The organism is Streptomyces sp. NPDC059861, assembly GCF_042731435.1.
Classification (GTDB): domain Bacteria; phylum Actinomycetota; class Actinomycetes; order Streptomycetales; family Streptomycetaceae; genus Streptomyces.
Map to the genome: position 1 here is coordinate 1 of NZ_JBHWJQ010000041.1, position 16,813 is coordinate 16,813.

Annotated in this window: 16 protein-coding genes and 2 pseudogenes; 7 read left to right on the forward strand and 11 right to left on the reverse strand. The window is 69.7% G+C overall.

Annotation, left to right across the window (positions count from 1 at the left end):
- Positions 1 to 374 precede the first annotated feature (374 nt).
- The 4 genes and pseudogenes from ACFV6X_RS29150 to ACFV6X_RS29165 all read right to left on the reverse strand — a co-directional run.
- A pseudogene (locus ACFV6X_RS29150) lies at positions 375 to 733 on the reverse strand (DNA-3-methyladenine glycosylase); the annotation flags it as partial.
- Positions 734 to 933: 200 nt separating this feature from the next.
- The gene (locus ACFV6X_RS29155) at positions 934 to 1,659 is read right to left on the reverse strand and encodes a class I SAM-dependent methyltransferase (RefSeq protein ID WP_385388363.1); all 726 of its coding nucleotides are present in this window, start codon (positions 1,657 to 1,659) and stop codon (positions 934 to 936) included.
- Positions 1,660 to 1,786: 127 nt separating this feature from the next.
- Complete coding sequence (locus ACFV6X_RS29160) at positions 1,787 to 2,398, reverse strand: DNA-3-methyladenine glycosylase (protein ID WP_385388525.1); 612 nt, start codon at positions 2,396 to 2,398, stop codon at positions 1,787 to 1,789.
- 12 nt (positions 2,399 to 2,410) lie between these two features.
- Positions 2,411 to 2,670, reverse strand: a pseudogene (locus ACFV6X_RS29165) (DNA-3-methyladenine glycosylase); the annotation flags it as partial.
- A 138-nt stretch (positions 2,671 to 2,808) separates the two neighbouring features.
- Here ACFV6X_RS29165 and ACFV6X_RS29170 point away from each other — a divergent pair.
- From ACFV6X_RS29170 to ACFV6X_RS29180, 3 genes are all read left to right on the forward strand, one after another.
- On the forward strand, positions 2,809 to 3,591 hold the full coding sequence (locus ACFV6X_RS29170) for a sporulation protein (RefSeq protein ID WP_385388366.1): 783 nt from the start codon (positions 2,809 to 2,811) through the stop codon (positions 3,589 to 3,591).
- Positions 3,592 to 3,631: 40 nt separating this feature from the next.
- Positions 3,632 to 4,171: a YbhB/YbcL family Raf kinase inhibitor-like protein gene (locus ACFV6X_RS29175; RefSeq protein WP_385388368.1), complete on the forward strand. Its 540-nt coding sequence runs from the start codon at positions 3,632 to 3,634 to the stop codon at positions 4,169 to 4,171.
- A 186-nt stretch (positions 4,172 to 4,357) separates the two neighbouring features.
- Positions 4,358 to 4,864 (forward strand): HNH endonuclease, encoded by a 507-nt coding sequence (locus tag ACFV6X_RS29180; RefSeq protein WP_385388371.1) that lies wholly within the window; start codon positions 4,358 to 4,360, stop codon positions 4,862 to 4,864.
- 121 nt (positions 4,865 to 4,985) lie between these two features.
- On the opposite strand, the gene ACFV6X_RS29185 is transcribed toward ACFV6X_RS29180, so the two are convergent.
- From ACFV6X_RS29185 to ACFV6X_RS29195, 3 genes are all read right to left on the reverse strand, one after another.
- Positions 4,986 to 5,945: an SPFH domain-containing protein gene (locus tag ACFV6X_RS29185; RefSeq protein WP_365452284.1), complete on the reverse strand. Its 960-nt coding sequence runs from the start codon at positions 5,943 to 5,945 to the stop codon at positions 4,986 to 4,988.
- A 162-nt stretch (positions 5,946 to 6,107) separates the two neighbouring features.
- Positions 6,108 to 6,539: an NfeD family protein gene (locus tag ACFV6X_RS29190; protein WP_385388374.1), complete on the reverse strand. Its 432-nt coding sequence runs from the start codon at positions 6,537 to 6,539 to the stop codon at positions 6,108 to 6,110.
- A gap of 92 nt (positions 6,540 to 6,631) precedes the next feature.
- Positions 6,632 to 7,429, reverse strand: coding sequence for an ABC transporter ATP-binding protein (locus tag ACFV6X_RS29195; protein WP_365452280.1), 798 nt, complete (start codon positions 7,427 to 7,429; stop codon positions 6,632 to 6,634).
- Positions 7,430 to 7,579: 150 nt separating this feature from the next.
- Here ACFV6X_RS29195 and ACFV6X_RS29200 point away from each other — a divergent pair, with 150 nt between their 5' ends.
- Positions 7,580 to 8,362, forward strand: coding sequence for a hypothetical protein (locus ACFV6X_RS29200; RefSeq protein WP_385388377.1), 783 nt, complete (start codon positions 7,580 to 7,582; stop codon positions 8,360 to 8,362).
- A gap of 392 nt (positions 8,363 to 8,754) precedes the next feature.
- Here the strand turns inward: ACFV6X_RS29200 and chpE are convergent, their stop codons facing one another.
- From chpE to ACFV6X_RS29215, 3 genes are all read right to left on the reverse strand, one after another.
- Positions 8,755 to 9,000, reverse strand: a complete 246-nt coding sequence (chpE, locus tag ACFV6X_RS29205) for a chaplin ChpE (protein WP_365452276.1) — start codon at positions 8,998 to 9,000, stop codon at positions 8,755 to 8,757.
- Positions 9,001 to 9,170: 170 nt separating this feature from the next.
- Complete coding sequence (locus ACFV6X_RS29210) at positions 9,171 to 9,812, reverse strand: response regulator (RefSeq protein WP_385388380.1); 642 nt, start codon at positions 9,810 to 9,812, stop codon at positions 9,171 to 9,173.
- Complete coding sequence (locus tag ACFV6X_RS29215; protein ID WP_385388382.1) at positions 9,805 to 10,950, reverse strand: GAF domain-containing sensor histidine kinase; 1,146 nt, start codon at positions 10,948 to 10,950, stop codon at positions 9,805 to 9,807. The genes ACFV6X_RS29210 and ACFV6X_RS29215 overlap by 8 nt, the downstream gene beginning before the upstream one ends.
- Before the next feature lie 213 nt (positions 10,951 to 11,163).
- On the opposite strand from ACFV6X_RS29215, the gene ACFV6X_RS29220 reads away from it, so the two are divergent.
- The 3 genes from ACFV6X_RS29220 to ACFV6X_RS29230 all read left to right on the forward strand — a co-directional run bounded on the left by ACFV6X_RS29220 (position 11,164) and on the right by ACFV6X_RS29230 (position 14,010).
- Positions 11,164 to 11,862, forward strand: coding sequence for an SDR family NAD(P)-dependent oxidoreductase (locus ACFV6X_RS29220; protein WP_385388383.1), 699 nt, complete (start codon positions 11,164 to 11,166; stop codon positions 11,860 to 11,862).
- Positions 11,859 to 13,007 (forward strand): S-adenosylmethionine:tRNA ribosyltransferase-isomerase, encoded by a 1,149-nt coding sequence (locus ACFV6X_RS29225; RefSeq protein WP_385388385.1) that lies wholly within the window; start codon positions 11,859 to 11,861, stop codon positions 13,005 to 13,007. Before ACFV6X_RS29220 ends, ACFV6X_RS29225 begins: the two co-directional genes overlap by 4 nt.
- A gap of 274 nt (positions 13,008 to 13,281) precedes the next feature.
- Positions 13,282 to 14,010 (forward strand): transglycosylase SLT domain-containing protein, encoded by a 729-nt coding sequence (locus ACFV6X_RS29230; RefSeq protein ID WP_385388387.1) that lies wholly within the window; start codon positions 13,282 to 13,284, stop codon positions 14,008 to 14,010.
- A gap of 124 nt (positions 14,011 to 14,134) precedes the next feature.
- Here the strand turns inward: ACFV6X_RS29230 and ACFV6X_RS29235 are convergent, their stop codons facing one another.
- Positions 14,135 to 16,639 (reverse strand): FHA domain-containing protein, encoded by a 2,505-nt coding sequence (locus ACFV6X_RS29235; protein WP_385388389.1) that lies wholly within the window; start codon positions 16,637 to 16,639, stop codon positions 14,135 to 14,137.
- Positions 16,640 to 16,813: the final 174 nt, after the last annotated feature.

A 16,813-nucleotide genomic window follows, 5' to 3' on the forward strand; every position in this document is an offset into this window, starting at 1 on the left:
CTTTTGGCACGCTGTTGAGTTCTCAAGGAACGGACGCTTCCTTTGTACTCACCCGAGAATCTCTCTCGCGGCTTTCCTCCGGGCGCTTCCCTTCGATCTTGCGTTTCCGACTCTATCAGATCCTTTCGGTTCCGATTCCCGGTCGGCGGGGTTTTGTCTTTCGGCCTCGCGGCCTTTCGACATTCACTACGTTAACCGATTCCCCCGCCCGATTCATAATCGGGGGTTGCGGCTTCGAATTCAGGCATGCGGACACACCCGAATCGACCCCGCTGGGGCTGCTCGTTAAGTAGTGGGTTGGCCGCTCCGGCTGCTGACGATCGCAGTACCCGGTTCAGCGGCTCGGGCTACATTACGCACCTTCCAGGGGCGCGTCAACTTCGACGGCGCCTCGGCACGTGGGCCCGATACGGGCTCACCGCCGGGTCGTTGGCGATCCAGAGGCGTCAGGGGTGGACGCCGCCGTCGCCGGCCGCTCCGGTCCGTGGCCCGCTGAGCGCCTGGTCGGAGGGGACCGGGGTGCCGGTCAGCACGCGCAGGGGGTGTCACCGGAGGTGCAGGCATCGGTGCCGTCCAAGGCGCGGTCCACGTCCAGGGCCGTGGGCAGACGCGCCGGACCTTTGGCCAGTTCCTTGTCATGTCGGGCCGAGAGTCGACGGGTGCGGGCCGGCTCGGCACCCTCGATGATCTCGCCGGCGCGGAGCAGGACGGCGCTCGCCGTGCCTGACTCACCAAGCATGTGTCGTTGGTCCGGCACGATCGGCAAGGCGACGATAAGCAAGAGACAGGCAGTGCGAGCGATCACCTACGCCAGGCTCAGCCCCACGTTCTCGAGACGTCCGCTACTGGTCACGCTGCGCCAGGGGCGTTGTCCTGTGCCCTGGAATCCAGGGTGTGCGTCATCGAAGTCCGAGTGGCTCGAGTCACCGACGCTCACGGACGGCGCGCCAGGAAGACGAACTCCCTTCCTGGACGGTCGGGCGCGTCGCGAACGTCATCCACCACGTATCCCTGCGCGACCAGATCCCGCTCGACTTCCTCCCGCTCGCGGAAACACAGGGTCGAATCCGACGTCAGCACCTGTCCATCTGCTGCGAACCCGTAGGTCCAGCGGAACGTCACCAGAGGCCGGCTCACCTCGATCAGCTGGACCCAGCTCTCGACGGAGCCGACACCAGGGATCTCCGTCACGCGGTAGGAGTTCTCGTGGGTCCACTTCTCCCAGGCTCGCCTGGCCGGATCGCGCGTCTCGAAGACCAGATGTCCGCCAGGCCGCAGCGCCTTGTAGGTCCCCAGTAGCGTCGTCTGCCACATCTGCGGATCAGTGATGGCCTGGGCAACGTTCGCTGTCATCGTCGCGAGGTCAACCCGCAGCGGCGGGAGGTCTGTCGCGTCACCGCAGATCCAGCGCACTCGCTCACTGCCCGGTTTGGCCCGGGCGACATCGATGGACGCCGGCGCGGGATCCACACCGACGACCTCGATCCCTCGGTCAGCCAGGAGAAGTGCGAACACCCCTGTGCCGCAGCCGATGTCCAGCACTCGGCGTGCCTCGAACTCTTCTCCGATCCGGAGGTAGGCATCGAGATCGCTGCGGTCAGGGTCGAGCGGATCGTAGATCGCGGCGAGCCGTGGATGCGCGAAGCAGTCGTCAGCCATGCGGTCGAACGTAAACAGAGCTGGGTCCGAACAGCTACCGAGTTTCGCTGACCGTTCTGCGATTCCGCCACGGTTACCCAGCTCCGCATCGACCCACCGGCGAGCCGCGGGCAAGGCGCACAGCGGCTCAGGCTCCGGCGGGCGGCTTGGCTCTCGGGCTCAGTCGGTACGCCGAGACCGTCGGATCACCGGCAAGGTAGAACCGGTGGTGCCAGTCGTGGGCCTTGCTCACGCCTACCCGGGGACCAACCTGGATGAGCGCGGCAGGTACAGGCTCACCCTCGGACAACACGACCGAGGTACCTGTCAGAAGGTCTGCGCCGTTGTGCTCCGCCGTGATGCCGAGAGCCTGGCAGAAGTTCCCCGGGCCTCGGGCAAGGCGTGGGCTCTCGACCTTCTCCCCTCGCCGCTTGCGTGCCAGGTCTTCCCCCTCGATGACCCTGCCTGCCCGGATGAGGACAGCTGAGGCGATGCCATCGGTCCCGGTCACGACGTTGGCGCACCAGTGGAGACCGTGGGACCGGTAGACGTACAGGTGTCCTGCGGGTCCGAACATGACGGCGTTACGGGGTGTCTGACCTCGGTAGGCGTGGGAAGCTGGGTCAGCCGTACCGGAGTACGCCTCGGTCTCCGTGATGACGATGCTCACGGTTCCCTCGGGGGTCTTGCAGGTGAGGACGCTCCCGAGCAGCCGGGGGGCGACCTCTTCGGCAGGATGGGCGAGGAGGTTCACGTTCATGCTGACCGCCGTGACATGCCGTAGGTGAAGTAGCCGTACACATGACCGGGCGGACCGAGCATCACGTCGTTGCGGGGGGTGCGTCCGCGGTAGGCATGGGAGCCGGGGTCGTTCGGGCCGTCGTAGGCCTCCACCTCTGTCAGTCGCAGCGCGATCGGACCGTCCGGTGTCGCGCGTACGAGGATGCGGCCGAGGAGGTCGGGGGCCACTTCCAGTACGGGCCGGTCGAAGAACTTTCTGGGCCGAGGCGTACGGTCGGGGGTCGCGATCATGCCGTCCGAGGGTAACGGAGGCGGTGAGGGCGGGCGGGGTGGCCAGAGGACGTTCGTCTTGCCAGGGTGGGTTCCCGGAACCGGCCACGGCCGGATCGCGTTTGTAGTGATCAGAGACGTAGTGAACGAGGGAGAGACATGGCGTTCAAGAAGCTGCTCGCGAGTCTGGGGGCCGGTGGGGCCTCGGTCGAGACCGTGCTGACCGAGGTCAACGTCGTTCCGGGCGGCGTCGTCCAGGGCGAGGTGCGCATCCAGGGCGGGTCCGTGAACCAGCAGATCGAGGCGCTGTCCGTCGGGCTGCAGGCCAAGGTCGAGGTCGAGGGCCAGGACACCGAGTACAAGCAGGACATCGAGTTCACGAAGGTGCGTCTCGGCGGTGCCTTCGAGCTCCAGGCGAACGCCGTGCACGCGGTGCCGTTCGGGCTGGACATCCCGTGGGAGACGCCGATCACGACGATCGACGGTCAGGCGCTGCGCGGGATGCACATCGGCGTGACCACCGAGCTGGAGATCGCGCGCGCCGTGGACTCCGGGGACCTGGACCCGATCAACGTGCACCCGCTGCCGGCGCAGAAGGCGATCCTGGACGCCTTCATCCAGCTGGGCTTCCGCTTCAAGAACGCGGACATGGAGCGCGGTCACATCCGGGGTACGCGCCAGAAGCTGCCGTTCTACCAGGAGATCGAGTTCCTGCCGCCGCAGCAGTACCGGGGTCTGCACCAGGTCGAGTTGAGCTTCGTGGCCGACGCGCAGGCGATGGACGTCGTGCTGGAGATGGACAAGAAGCCGGGTCTGTTCAGCGAGGGCAGCGACACCTTCCGCTCGTTCCAGGTGGGGCTGCACGACTACCAGGGCACCGACTGGGTGGCCTATCTCAACCAGTGGCTGTCCGAAGTCGGCAGCAAGCGGAACTGGTTCTAGGCTCGGAGCCCACTGAACCATCCGATCAGGAGGTACCGAGGTGACCGAGCTCAAGAGGCGGCCGCTCCCCCACGACTTCCATCCGCCCGTGCCGGCGTTCACGGTCACGAGCGAGGACGTGCACGAGGGTGCGACCCTCGAGGACGCTCAGGTCCATGCGGCCGGCAACACCTCACCGCAGCTGCGGTGGGAGGGCTTCCCGGCTGAGACCAGGAGTTTCGCCGTGACCTGCTACGACCCGGATGCCCCCACGGGGAGCGGGTTCTGGCACTGGGTCCTGTTCGACATCCCGGTCTCGGTGACGGAGCTGCCGGCGGGTGCGGGCAGCGGCAAGTTCGAGGGTCTGCCGGAGGGCGCTGTGCACGCGCGCAACGACTACGGCACGAAGGACTTCGGCGGTGCCGCTCCGCCGCCCGGGGACGGGCCGCACCGGTATGTGTTCACGGTGTACGCGGTGGACCAGGAGAAGCTCGGTCCGGACGCGGACGCCAGTCCGGCCGTGGTGGGCTTCAATCTGCGGTTCCACACGCTGGGCCGCGCCCAGCTGATCGGTGAGTACGAGGTACCCGCCGAAGCCTGACGTTCACCGAACGTTTGCCCGCCTCTGGTCTGAGAGTGATCGGAGGCGGGCATTTTTGTGGCCAGGGGCCACGGGTTCACACCTCGTGGGAGCAGCGGATATTGCGTTGTCCATCTTGGCGTGCACGGCCAGAGTTGATCCCAGCCCGCCATGGGGTGGGCCGGTGCACACGGGAGGTGGGCTGGTATGCGGGACACGCTGGTACTGAACGCGAGCTTCGAGCCGCTGTCGACGGTGACGTTGAATCGAGCCGTCGTTCTGGTGCTCCAGGACAAGGCCGTCGTCGAGCAGGCCCACCCCGAACTGCGCATGCGCGGAGCGGCGCTCGACATACCGGCGCCCCGGGTCATCAGGTTGTGCAGGTACGTACGGGTGCCGTTCCGAAGACAAGCGCCGTGGTCGAGGCGGGGTGTGCTGGTGCGGGACCGGCACAGGTGCGCGTACTGCGGTCGTCGGGCGACGACCGTGGACCACGTGCTGCCGAGGTCCCAGGGGGGTCAGGACATCTGGCTGAACACGGTGGCCTCGTGCGCGGAGGACAACCACCGTAAGGCGAATCGGACGCCGGAGGAGGCGGGGATGCCGCTGCTTCGGGAGCCGTTCGAGCCGACGCCGGCGGACGCGATGCTTCTTGCTCTGGCGCAGGACGACTACGAGGCGTTGCCCGAGTGGCTGGCGTCCGCTGCTGCCTAGGCCGTTGGGCCACTGGTCTGTTTCGTCGTCCGTCGGTCGTGTGTGGCTTGTCGCGCAGTTCCCCGCGCCCCTGAGAGACAAGGGACAAGGGCGCGGGGTTGCCCGCATTCCTCAGGCGTCGTCAGTCGATCGACGGCTTCTCCCGGCGTTCCGTACCCGAGCCCGTGCCGTTGCCCGAACCGCCGCCGTTGCCCGAACCGCCCAGGCCCGAGCCGAAGTTGCCCATCGCGCCGGACAGGCCCTTGAGGGCGTCGCCGATTTCGCTGGGGACGATCCAGAGCTTGTTGGCGTCGCCCTCGGCGATCTTCGGCAGCATCTGGAGGTACTGGTAGCTGAGGAGCTTCTGGTCGGGGTCGCCGGCGTGGATGGCCTCGAAGACCGTACGGACGGCCTGGGCCTCGCCCTCGGCACGCAGTGCGGCGGCCTTGGCCTCACCTTCGGCACGCAGGATCTGGGACTGCTTCTCGCCCTCGGCGCGCAGGATCTCGGACTGCCGGACACCTTCGGCCTGAAGGATCGCGGCGCGCTTGTCGCGGTCGGCGCGCATCTGCTTCTCCATCGAATCCTGGATGGAGGTGGGCGGTTCGATCGCCTTGAGCTCGACGCGGTTGACGCGGATGCCCCACTTGCCGGTGGCCTCGTCGAGCACGCCGCGCAGGGCCGCGTTGATCTCCTCGCGGGAGGTGAGGGTGCGCTCCAGGTCCATGCCACCGATGATGTTGCGCAGGGTGGTGACCGTCAGCTGCTCGATGGCCTGGATGTAGCTGGCGACTTCGTACGTCGCGGCCCTCGCGTCGGTGACCTGGTAGTAGATGACCGTGTCGATGTTGACGACCAGGTTGTCCTGGGTGATCACCGGCTGCGGCGGGAACGGGACGACCTGTTCGCGCAGGTCGATGCGGTTGCGGATGGTGTCGATGAACGGCACGACGATGTTGAGGCCCGCGTTCAGCGTCCGCGTGTAGCGGCCGAAGCGCTCCACGATGGCGGCGCTGGCCTGTGGGATGACCTGGATCGTCTTGATCAGGGCGATGAAGACCAACACCACCAGAATGATCAGGACGATGATGACCGGTTCCATCGTCGCTCCCCGTACCCTTCTCCGCCTCGGCGCGTTCGGTGGATCCGCGTTCCGCAGATCCTACTGGTGCAGATCTTATGGTTGTTGAAGATCTTGCTGGACGAGTCTGACAGACCGTCGCACGGCAGGTGCGGTGTTCGGCCACCTTGGGGGCGGGCGACGTCACATGACGATGGCGGTGGCTCCCTCGATGTCCACGACGTCGACCTGCTCACCCACTTCGAAGACGTGGCCGGTGTCGAGGGCGCGGGCCGACCAGACCTCTCCGGCCAGTTTGATGCGTCCGCCGGATCCGTCGACGCGTTCCAGTACGACGGCTTGTCTGCCCTTCAAGGCGTCGACCCCGGTCACGAGTTGGGGCCGCTGGGCGCGGTGCCGGTTGGCGATGGGGCGTACCACCGCGATCAGGGCGGTGGAGACGACGGCGAAGACCACGACCTGGAAGACGGCGTCACCGCCGAAGATGCCGGCGGTCGCCGCGGCCGCGACGGCGCCCACCCCGAGCATGCCGAGTTCGGGCATCGCGGTGATCACGAGCCCGATGCCGAGCCCGGCCGCCGCGACCAACCACCACACCCACGCGTCGATTTCCACACGGTCATCGTAGGACCGCAAGACGTGCGCGGACAGGGCGCGCTGCGGTTTGCGCGGGCTTCTTACCCGCGCCCGCGCGGGACTTCACCGGCTCACGCCATCGGCAGGCCCTGCGCGGTCCAGCGGTCACCGACCTGCTCGACGACGAGCGGGAGACCGAAGCAGAGGGAGAGGTTGCGCGAGGTGAGTTCGAGCTCCAGCGGTCCGGCGGCGAGCACCTTGCCCTGGCGGATCATGAGCACGTGGGTGAAGCCGGGGGCGATCTCCTCGACGTGGTGGGTGACCATGATCATCGAGGGGGCGATCGGGTCGCGCGCGAGGCGGCCGAGGCGGCGTACGAGGTCCTCGCGGCCTCCGAGGTCCAGGCCGGCGGCGGGCTCGTCGAGCAGGAGCAGCTCGGGGTCGGTCATCAGGGCGCGGGCGATCAGGGTGCGCTTGCGCTCGCCCTCGGAAAGGGTGCCGAACCTGCGGTCCAGGTAGTCGGACATGCCGAGCCGGTCGAGGAAGGCGCGGGCGCGCTGCTCGTCGATCTCCTCGTACTCCTCCTGCCAGCCCGCCGTCATGCCGTACGCGGCGGTGAGTACGGTCTCCAGGACCGTCTGGCGCTTGGGGAGCTTGTCCGCCATGGCGATGCCGGCGATGCCGATGCGGGGGCGCAGCTCGAAGACGTCGGTGCCGGGCGTGCCGAGGGTCTCGCCGAGGATGGTCGCGGTGCCCTTGCTGGGGTAGAGGTAGCTGGACGCGACGTTGAGGAGGGTGGTCTTGCCGGCGCCGTTCGGGCCGAGGATGACCCAGCGCTCGCCCTCCTTCACCGACCAGGAGACCTGGTCCACCAGAGCCCGGCCCTCACGGACCACGGATACGTCCTGAAGCTCCAGAACATCGCTCATGAGCGCGTTGTCTCCCCTTGCAGTGTGGCCGGTCTCGGCTGTCGCGTACGGCTGTGGCTCGGTCCGCCGCGCCGGTGGGCGAGCCCTCAAGGAAATCTACGCCACCGGTCGGCCCGTCCATTCCCTCGGCCCGGTACTTAGGGTGGGAGCATGCTCTCGGAACCGCGCTCTGGTCGCCTTGCCGCTTGGGGAAATGCCCTTTTCGCCGGACTCATCTCGCCGGACGACGCCGTCCTCGCCATCGTCGGCGAGGACGCCGTGCACCGGGTGGAGGGGCTGCCCGGCGAGCCGGCGCCCGTGGGACTCACGCTCGCACTGGGGCGGCTGCGGGCGCTCGGGGCGACCGGCCTGCGGGTCGCGCTGCCGGCGCCGGGGCATCCGCTGGGGCTGAGCGGGCCGCCGGATTTCAACGCGCGGGCGCTGGATGCCGAGGAGGCGGTGATCTGCCACGGGGGTGCGCTGGGGCTGGTCCCGGAGGTGCACGAGGCCGGGCCTGACGGTGATGTGCATGTCGAGGTGGTGTGGCACTGCCTGCCGGTGCGGGAGGCGCCGCCGGCCGACGTGCCCTCGCTCGGGGAGGCGGAGCGGGAGCTGGCCGAGGCGCTCAGGGAGGCGACGGAGGTGCTGACGCGGCTGGACGTGGCCGCGTCGGGGCCGGTGGCCCAGGCGGCGATCGACGCGTACCGGGCGCGGGCCGAGCGCGGGCGGGAGGTGCTCGCGCCGGGGTATCCGGGACGGGCCGTGCGCGTGCTGGAGCTGGCCCAGCGGATCGGGGTGCTGGTCTCGCTCGCGTACGAGAACGGGCACGGGGGCGCGGTGAGCGCCTCGGAGATCGCGGCGCGGGCGCAGGTGCTGCGTCCGGTGGAACGGACGGCTCGGCGCGCGCAGGTCGCGGCGTACAACTCCGTGGTGGAGGAGCGGGAGCGACAGTGAGGCCACCCCGGGCCTCCGGCCCGCGGGGAGCAGCCGGGCGCCGACCGGCACTACGGAGCGGGCGGGGCTGGGAGCGGGCGGGGCTCCGGGGCAGGCGTCCTTGCGGAACAGCAGAGGCTGCGGAACAGGCGGTGCGGAAGCAAGGCGGACGTAGTTGCGGAACGGCCGGCACCAGGGAGCGGGCGAGGCTCCCGAACATTCGGGGCTGCGGAGTCGGCGGGGCCGGAGGCGGCGGCGCTGTGGATGACGGCGAGACTGCGGTATGGGAAAGGGCTCCGCGAGTCGTCCCGTGACTCGCGGAGCCCTTTGGTGATCGGTCGGCGTCAGGTGGTGGGGACGTGAGGTGGGAGCTTGCCCACGTCCTCCGGGCCGACGGCCGACACGGCGGAAGCTCAGCGATTGATGCCGAGGTTGCCGAAGGCGGGGTTCAGCACGCCGACGACGTTCACGCTGTTGCCGACGACGTTCACCGGGATGTGCACCGGGGCCTGGACGAGGTTGCCCGAGACGACGCCCGGCGAGCCCTCGGCCTTGCCGGTGGCCAGCGATCCGTCGGTGGCGGAGGCCATACCGGCGCCGGCGGCCACCAGACCCCCGGCCACCATCGTCACGGCCGCTGCCTTCTTCAGGTTCTTCACTTCGTAAGCCCTTCTGATGCGATTGCCGCGGCCAGTCGCCGCAGCACGCACTGAAGAACGCCGGCATCCCGTGGAGGATGCGCCATCCGGGGGACATTCCCACGACGGTATGAATCTCAGCCCGGAGCGAGACCTTCCGTATTGCCGTACCGAGTGCTTTTCTGCCTGTTTCAGCCCGTCACGCCGTGGCGAACGGCCCACAGGGCGGCCTGGGTGCGGTCCGCCAGGTCGAGTTTCATCAGGATGTTCGACACATGGGTCTTGACGGTCTTCTCGGAGAGCACCAGCGCGCGGGCGATCTCGCGGTTGGAACGGCCGTCCGCTATCAGGCCGAGCACCTCGCGCTCCCGGTCGGTGAGTGAACCGGCCCGGCCTTGGCCGGAGTGGGTCTCCTCCTGGGACAGCAGGGCGCCCGCCACCTCGGGCTGGAGCAGGATGTGCCCGGCGTGCACCGAGCGGATGGCGCCGGCGAGCGCGTCGGGGTCGACGTCCTTGTACACGTACCCGGCGGCGCCGGCGCGCAGGGCCGGGACGACCGTGCGCTGCTCGGTGAAGCTGGTGACGATGAGCACGCGCGCGGGGTTGCCCAGCTCGCGCAGCTTGCGCAGCGCCTCGACGCCGTCCATGCCGGGCATCTTGACGTCCATCAGGACGATGTCCGGCTTCAGTTCCTCGGCCTGGGCGACCCCCTCGGCGCCGTCCGCGGCCTCGCCCACGACCTCGATGTCGTCCTGCACTTCGAGAAAGGTGCGCAGACCGCGGCGGACCACCTGGTGGTCGTCGACGAGCAGCACCCTGATTGCGTCAGCCACCGGGGACCTCCATCTCGATCGTGGTGCCCTTGCCGGGCGCCGACTCCACGGTGAGCGTGCCGCCCACGCCGCCCGCCCGATCCCGCATGGAGACCAGGCCGAGGTGGCGTCCGGCACGGCGTATCGCGCGCGGGTCGAAGCCGCCGCCGTCGTCCGTGATGCGCAGGACCGCGCCGCTGCCGCGTCGGGACAGTGTCACGCCGACCCGCTCCGCCCCGGAGTGCCGCAGCGCGTTGTGCAGTGCCTCCTGGGCGACGCGCAGCAGTGCCTCCTCCTGGGCGGCGGGCAGGGCGCGCACGCCCTGGGCGGTGAACGTCACGCGTGCGGTGTGGGCGCGGTCGAGGACGTGCACCTGGGTGCGCAGGGTGGCCACCAGGCCGTCCTCGTCGAGGGCCGCGGGACGCAACTCGACCACGGCGGCGCGCAGCTCGTCGGTGGCCTCGGCGGCGAGCGCGGCCACCTGCTGCAGTTCGCCCTTGGCGCGGGCCGGGTCACGGTCGACGAGGGTGGCGGCCGCCTGGGCGGTCAGGCGCAGTGAGAACAGCTTCTGACTGACCGCGTCGTGCAGTTCGTGCGCCAGGCGGGAGCGCTCCTCGGCGATGGTGAGCTCGCGGCTGCGTTCGTAGAGCCGGGCGTTGGTGAGGGCGATCGCGGCGTGCTGGGCGAGGATGGCCAGCAGTTCCTCGTCGTCGGCGTCGAAGCCGCAGGTGCCCTCCGGCTTGGGGCAGTTCTTGTTCGCCAGGAAGAGGGCGCCGATCACCTCGTCGCCGTCACGGATGGGCAGACCCAGGAAGTCGGCCAGGTCGGGGTGGGCGGAGGGCCAGCCTCCGAAGCGGGCGTCCGTGCGGACGTCGGCCAGGCGCTGCGGCTTCGCCTCGCGGAGCATCGCGGCGAGGACTCCGTGCTGGCGGGGCAGCGGGCCGATCCGCTTCCACTGGTCGTCGCTCACCCCGTCGACCACGAACTGCGCGAAGCCGCCGTGGTCGTCCGGAACGCCCAGCGCGGCGTACTGCGCGTCGAGCAGCTCGCGGGCCGAGGCGACGATCGTCTTGAGGACGTCGCGCACCTCGAGATGCCTGCTCATTGCCAGCAGCGCGGTGCTCACCGCGGCGAGGCCGGACCGGGGACCTTGACTCATGGCTTCCACGCTACCGGCGGGGTGTGACAGCGCGGATCGGACCGGTGACGGCAGCCGCCTAGGCCGCTGGGCCTAGGCCCGAGGTCCTGGCCCGGCGGCCTAGGACGAAGGGCCCCGCCGGTTTGCGGCCCCCGTCCGAGGCGGGGCGGGACCCCCGGTTCCTACGTTGAGGGCACGCCGATCGAGCGGCGTCGAGACGAGGGGGAACGTGTCATGCCGGTAGCGATCATCACGGGGGCGTCCAAAGGGCTGGGAGGGGCGCTCGCCGAGGCCCTGGCCATGCGTGGCTGGGACCTGGTGCTGGACGCCAGGGGCGAGCGGGCGCTGAAGGAGACGGCGGCGGCGCTCGCGACGTACGGGACGCAGGTGGAGGCACTCGCCGGGGATGTCACGGACGCCGGGCACCGGGCCGGGCTCGTGGCGGCGGCCTGGAAGCTGGGCGGCGTCGACCTGGTGGTGAGCAACGCGAGCGCGCTGGGCGCCGAGCCGCTGGTCCGGCTGGACCGGCTGCCCCTGGACGGGCTGCGGCGGGCACTGGAGGTGAACGTGGTGGCCGCGCTGGGCCTGGTCCAGGAGGCGATGCCCCTGCTGCGGGCCTCCCGGCAGGGCGCGGTGATCACGGTCAGCTCGGACGCGGCCGCCGAGGCCTACGAGACATGGGGCGGCTACGGGGCGTCGAAGGCGGCCCTGGACCACCTCGCGGCGGTGCTTGCCGCGGAGGAGCCCCGGCTGCGGGTCTGGGCGGTGGACCCCGGGGACATGGCGACGGAGCTGTACGCGGCGGCGGTACCGGAGGACGAGGATCCGCGGCCGGAGCCGGCGAGTGTGGTGCCGGCGTTCCTGCGGTTGCTGGACGAACGGCCGGCGAGCGGCCGCTACGGGGCGCCGGCCCTGCTGGAGGGGACGCGATGACGTCGGCGCTCGGAGTGACGTCGGTCGAGCCCGTCCGCCGGTGGGGGCGGGTGCCCGAGGAGCTGTCCGCGCGCGTGCCGGCGGAACAGCGCGGGCCGGGGCTGGAGCGGGATGCCGTACGGCTGCTGGTGTCGCGGGGTACGGAGGTGACGCACCATGCGTTCGCGGAGCTGCCGCAGCTGCTGCGGGCGGGCGATCTGCTGGTCGTGAACACCTCTCCGACGCTGGCCGCTGCGGTGGACGGGTGGGCTGGGCACGCGCGCGTGGTGGTGCACTTCTCGACGCTCGGTGACGACGGGCGGTGGGCCGTGGAGCTGCGGGATCCGGACGGGAGGGGCACCACACGCGCGCGTGCGGGCGGCCCGGCGGGGACGGAGGTGCGGCTGCCCGGGGGCGGGCGGCTGGTGCTGGAGGAGCCGCTGAGCGCCCGGGGCGAGCGGCTGTGGTGGGCACGGGCGGACGGGGCGCGAGTGTGTGAGCTGCTGCGTGACCACGGGCGGCCCATCCGCTACTCCTATACGAAGCGCGATCAGCCGCTGTCCGTGTACCAGACGGTGTTCGCGCTGCCCGATCCTTCGGCCGACGGGTCGGGCAGCGCGGAGATGCCGAGTGCGGCGCGGCCCTTCACCCACCGGATGGTGGCCGAGCTGGTGAGCCGGGGTGTGCAGTTCGCGCCGGTCACGCTGCATACAGGGGTGGCCTCGGCGGAGGCGCACGAGCCGCCGTACCCGGAGCGGTTCGCGGTGCCGGAGGCGTCGGCGCGGCTGATCAACGCCGTGCGGGCCGGGGACGGCCGGGTGGTCGCGGTGGGCACGACCGCCGTGCGCGCCGTGGAGTCGGCCGCGGGGCCGGACGGGGTGGTCCGGGCGGCCCAGGGGTGGACGGATCTCGTGGTGACGCCGGAGCGCGGTGTGCGGGTGGTGGACGGGCTGGTGACCGGGCTGCACGAGCCGGAGGCCTCGCATCTGCTGATGCTGGAGGCGGTGGCCGGCGCCGCGGCGATCGACCGCGGGTACGAGGAGGCGCTGCGCCGTCGCTACCTGTGGCACGAGTTCGGGGACGTGCATCTCCTCCTCCCGGCAGAGGCCGTGACAGCGAGCATTGCTCCAGCAACTCCCGGTGAGGCTGCCACTCCGCCGATGTGAGGCCGCACATAGGGCGCAAGTCACGTACGAAGGTCAATAGGAGATAAATGCACCCAGAGCGAGCGGGGAAGACATTCTGGTCTGTCCCGATTTGCCCCTACCTGATCCACTACCCGGCATCGTAGGTCACACCTTTGCCGGTGGGTTTTGCGGCCGCTAAGAATGGCTGCCGTCGCTCAGCGCCGTGGGTTCTGCCCGCGGCGTTCACGCGGGAAGCACCTGGCCCCGCACTGAAGTGAGCGACCTCCGCGCTATTCGAAGAGGTCCACCTGCCATGCCCAAGAACACCCTTCGCGACCGCAGTCGCGCCCTGACGAAGACGAACAAGATCGCCCTCGCCGGTGTTGCCACGCTCGGCGCCGCTGCCCTCGCGTTCTCCGCGGTGCCCTCGGGCGGGCAGACCACCACCACCGACGCCGCCGCCCCGGCGCAGGTCGCCTTCAGCGCCGAGCCGGTGAAGGGCGTCAAGGCCGATGTCACCGACCAGCTCGCCGGTGCCAGCCTGAAGGTCCAGGCCATCGAGGCGAAGCAGAAGGCCGCCGCCGAGACCGCCGCAAAGGAGAAGGCCGCCGCGCAGGCCGCTGCCGCCGAGAAGGCGGAGCGTCAGCGCGAGGCGAAGGCCGCCGCGAGCCGCTCCGTCGAGCGCATCGCGTTCCAGCCCGTCGCCGCGAAGAAGGCCTACGGCAACAACCTCGACGGCTGGATCCGCGAGGCGCTATCGATCATGAAGTCCAAGGGCATACCGGGCTCCTACCACGGCCTGCACAAGAACATCATGCGCGAGTCGTCGGGCAACCCGAACGCGATCAACAACTGGGACATCAACGCCATCAACGGCATCCCGTCCAAGGGCCTGCTCCAGGTGATCCCGCCGACGTTCAAGGCGTACCACGTGCCGGGCACCTCCTGGAACATCTACGACCCGGTCGCCAACATCACCGCTGCCGCCAACTACGCGGCCGACCGGTACGGCTCGATCGACAACGTCAACAGCGCGTACTGACCGACGCACGGCGCGTGCTGAGGTGAGCGCGGGCCTCTGCCCGCCGTACGACGCCGGCCATACGACGCGAAGGGCGGCACCCCTCCTGACGGGGTGCCGCCCTTCGGCGTGTTCGCGGGGCCGGTTACTTGCGCATGACCTCGGGCTCGTGGCGGCGCAGGAAGCGGGCCACGAAGAAGCCGCAGATCACACCGAGCGCGATCAGGGCGAGCATGTCCAGGGTCCACGCGCCGACCGTGTGCTCCCACAGCGGGTCGTTGCCGGCGCCCTCCTCGGGCGGGCTGATCCTGTTGAAGTCCAGCGTGGCACCCGCGGCGGCGACCGCCCAGCGGGACGGCATCAGGTACGAGAACTGGTTGACGCCGACCGCGCCGTTCAGGGCGAACAGGCAGCCGGTGAAGACGACCTGGATGATCGCGAACATGACCAGCAGCGGCATGGTCTTCTCGGCCGTCTTCACCAGCGACGAGATGATCAGGCCGAACATCATCGAGCTGAAGCCCAGCGCCATGATCGGCAGGGAGAGCTCGACCATCGTCGCGCTGCCCAGCACCAGGCCCTCCGCCGGCAGCTCCCGGCTGGAGAAGCCGATCACACCGACGAGCAGGCCCTGGAACACGGTGATCATGCCGAGCACGAACACCTTGGACATCAGATACGCCGAGCGGGACAGGCCGGTCGCGCGCTCCCGCTCGTAGATGACCCGTTCCTTGATCAGCTCGCGGACCGAGTTGGCGGCGCCGGCGAAACAGGCACCGACCGCGAGGATCAGCAGGACCGTGGTGGCCGTGCCGTTGGGGATGATCCGGCCGGTCTGATTGGGCTCGTTGGGCAGCAGGCCGTTGTCCGGCTCGATGAGCAGGCTGACCGCGCCGAGGACGGCCGGCAGGATCACCATCAGGGCGAGGAAGCCCTTGTCGGAGGCGATCACCGACACATAGCGGCGGACCAGCGTCACGAACTGCGACATCCAGCCCTGCGGCTTGGGCGGCTTCATCGCCTGCATGGCCGGCATCTGTACGGCCTGCGGGGCGACGGCGTCGATGTCCGCGGCGTACATCTGGTAGTGCTGCGAGCCCTTCCAGCGGCCGGCCCAGTCGTAGTCGCGGTAGTTCTCGAAGGCGGAGAAGACATCGGCCCAGGTGTCGTAGCCGAAGAAGTTCAACGCCTCCTCGGGCGGGCCGAAGTAGGCGACCGAGCCTCCTGGGGCCATCACCAGGAGCTTGTCACACAGTGCCAGCTCGGCCACGGAGTGGGTGACCACGAGGACCGTACGGCCGTCGTCGGCGAGGCCGCGCAGCAGCTGCATGACGTCGCGGTCCATGCCCGGGTCGAGGCCGGAGGTCGGCTCGTCCAGGAAGATCAGCGACGGCTTGGTCAGCAGCTCCAGGGCGACGGACACGCGCTTGCGCTGGCCGCCGGACAGGGAGGTGACCTTCTTGTCCTTGTGGATGTCGAGCTTCAGCTCGCGCAGCACCTCGTCGATGCGGGCCTCACGCTCGGCGGCCGTGGTGTCGGCCGGGAAGCGCAGCTTGGCCGCGTACTTGAGGGCCTTCTTGACGGTCAGCTCCTTGTGCAGGATGTCGTCCTGCGGGACCAGACCGATGCGCTGACGCAGCTCGGCGAACTGCTTGTAGAGGTTCCGGTTGTCGTACAGCACCTCGCCCTGGTTGGCGGGCCGGTAGCCGGTCAGCGCCTTCAGCAGGGTCGACTTTCCGGAACCGGAGGGCCCGATGACCGCGATCAGCGACTTCTCCGGGACGCCGAAGGAGACGTCCTTGAGGATCTGCTTGCCGCCGTCGACGGTGACCGTGAGGTGGCGGGCGGAGAAGGACACCTCGCCGGTGTCGACGAACTCCTCCAGCCGGTCGCCGACGATCCGGAACGTCGAGTGGCCGACGCCCACGATGTCGGTCGGACCCAGCAGCTGGGAGCCGCCCTTGGGGATCGGCAGACCGTTGACGTACGTGCCGTTGTGCGAGCCGAGGTCGCGGATCTCCATGCGCCCGTCGGGCGTGGAGTGGAACTCGGCGTGGTTGCGTGAGACCTGGAGGTCGGAGACGACCAGGTCGTTCTCCAGGGCGCGGCCGATGCGCATCACGCGGCCGAGCGAGAACTGGTGGAACGTGGTCGGGCTGCGATCGCCGTAGACCGGTGGTGCCCCCGCCGCACCGCCGGCGCCCTGCTGCTGCGGAATGCGCGGCGCCTGCTGCTGCGGCTGCTGCCACCCGGCCTGCGGCGGCTGCTGCTGCGACCAGCCCGGGTTCGCGCCCTGCGCCGCGAACGGCTGCTGCTGCGGCTGGCCCTGGGGCGCGACGGTGGCCGCGGCGCCGGACAGGTTCAGCTGCGGTCCGTCGGTCGCGTTGCCGAGGTTGACGGCCGAGCCGGGGCCGATCTCCACCTGATGGATCCGCTGGCCCTGCACGAACGTGCCGTTGGTGCTGCCGTGGTCCTCGATGACCCAACCACGGCCGTTGAAACTGACCGTTGCGTGCCGCCAGGAGACTCTGGCGTCGTCGAACACGATGTCGCCTTGCGGATCGCGTCCTAGTGTGTAAGCCCTGGACGGGTCGAGCGTCCAGGTCCGTCCATTGGTTTGCAGTACGAGTTCCGGCACTCCATGCCCCACTGAGTTGTCCCCCGAATTACCCCCGTCGCAGGGAGTCTAGGGATGTCGAACATCGGGGGGAACTATTTCAGTAGCGGCCCCCTGACCGAAAGTCGGGCCTTGTGAAGAGCGCGTACGGGCGTGACACCGCGCGCCGTTGACGGGGTGGAAACCGGCCCGGAGAGTGGTGATCCC

What these genes read in the sequence shown, in the direction of transcription:
- ACFV6X_RS29155 (WP_385388363.1), bottom strand. Translation starts at nt 1,659, where the DNA reads ATGGCTGACGACTGCTTCGCGCATCCACGGCTCGCCGCGATCTACGAT.
- ACFV6X_RS29160 (WP_385388525.1), bottom strand. Translation starts at nt 2,398, where the DNA reads ATGAACGTGAACCTCCTCGCCCATCCTGCCGAAGAGGTCGCCCCCCGG.
- ACFV6X_RS29170 (WP_385388366.1), top strand. Translation starts at nt 2,809, where the DNA reads ATGGCGTTCAAGAAGCTGCTCGCGAGTCTGGGGGCCGGTGGGGCCTCG.
- ACFV6X_RS29180 (WP_385388371.1), top strand. Translation starts at nt 4,358, where the DNA reads ATGCGGGACACGCTGGTACTGAACGCGAGCTTCGAGCCGCTGTCGACG.
- ACFV6X_RS29185 (WP_365452284.1), bottom strand. Translation starts at nt 5,945, where the DNA reads ATGGAACCGGTCATCATCGTCCTGATCATTCTGGTGGTGTTGGTCTTC.
- ACFV6X_RS29195 (WP_365452280.1), bottom strand. Translation starts at nt 7,429, where the DNA reads ATGAGCGATGTTCTGGAGCTTCAGGACGTATCCGTGGTCCGTGAGGGC.
- ACFV6X_RS29200 (WP_385388377.1), top strand. Translation starts at nt 7,580, where the DNA reads ATGCTCTCGGAACCGCGCTCTGGTCGCCTTGCCGCTTGGGGAAATGCC.
- ACFV6X_RS29215 (WP_385388382.1), bottom strand. Translation starts at nt 10,950, where the DNA reads ATGAGTCAAGGTCCCCGGTCCGGCCTCGCCGCGGTGAGCACCGCGCTG.
- ACFV6X_RS29220 (WP_385388383.1), top strand. Translation starts at nt 11,164, where the DNA reads ATGCCGGTAGCGATCATCACGGGGGCGTCCAAAGGGCTGGGAGGGGCG.
- ACFV6X_RS29225 (WP_385388385.1), top strand. Translation starts at nt 11,859, where the DNA reads ATGACGTCGGCGCTCGGAGTGACGTCGGTCGAGCCCGTCCGCCGGTGG.
- ACFV6X_RS29230 (WP_385388387.1), top strand. Translation starts at nt 13,282, where the DNA reads ATGCCCAAGAACACCCTTCGCGACCGCAGTCGCGCCCTGACGAAGACG.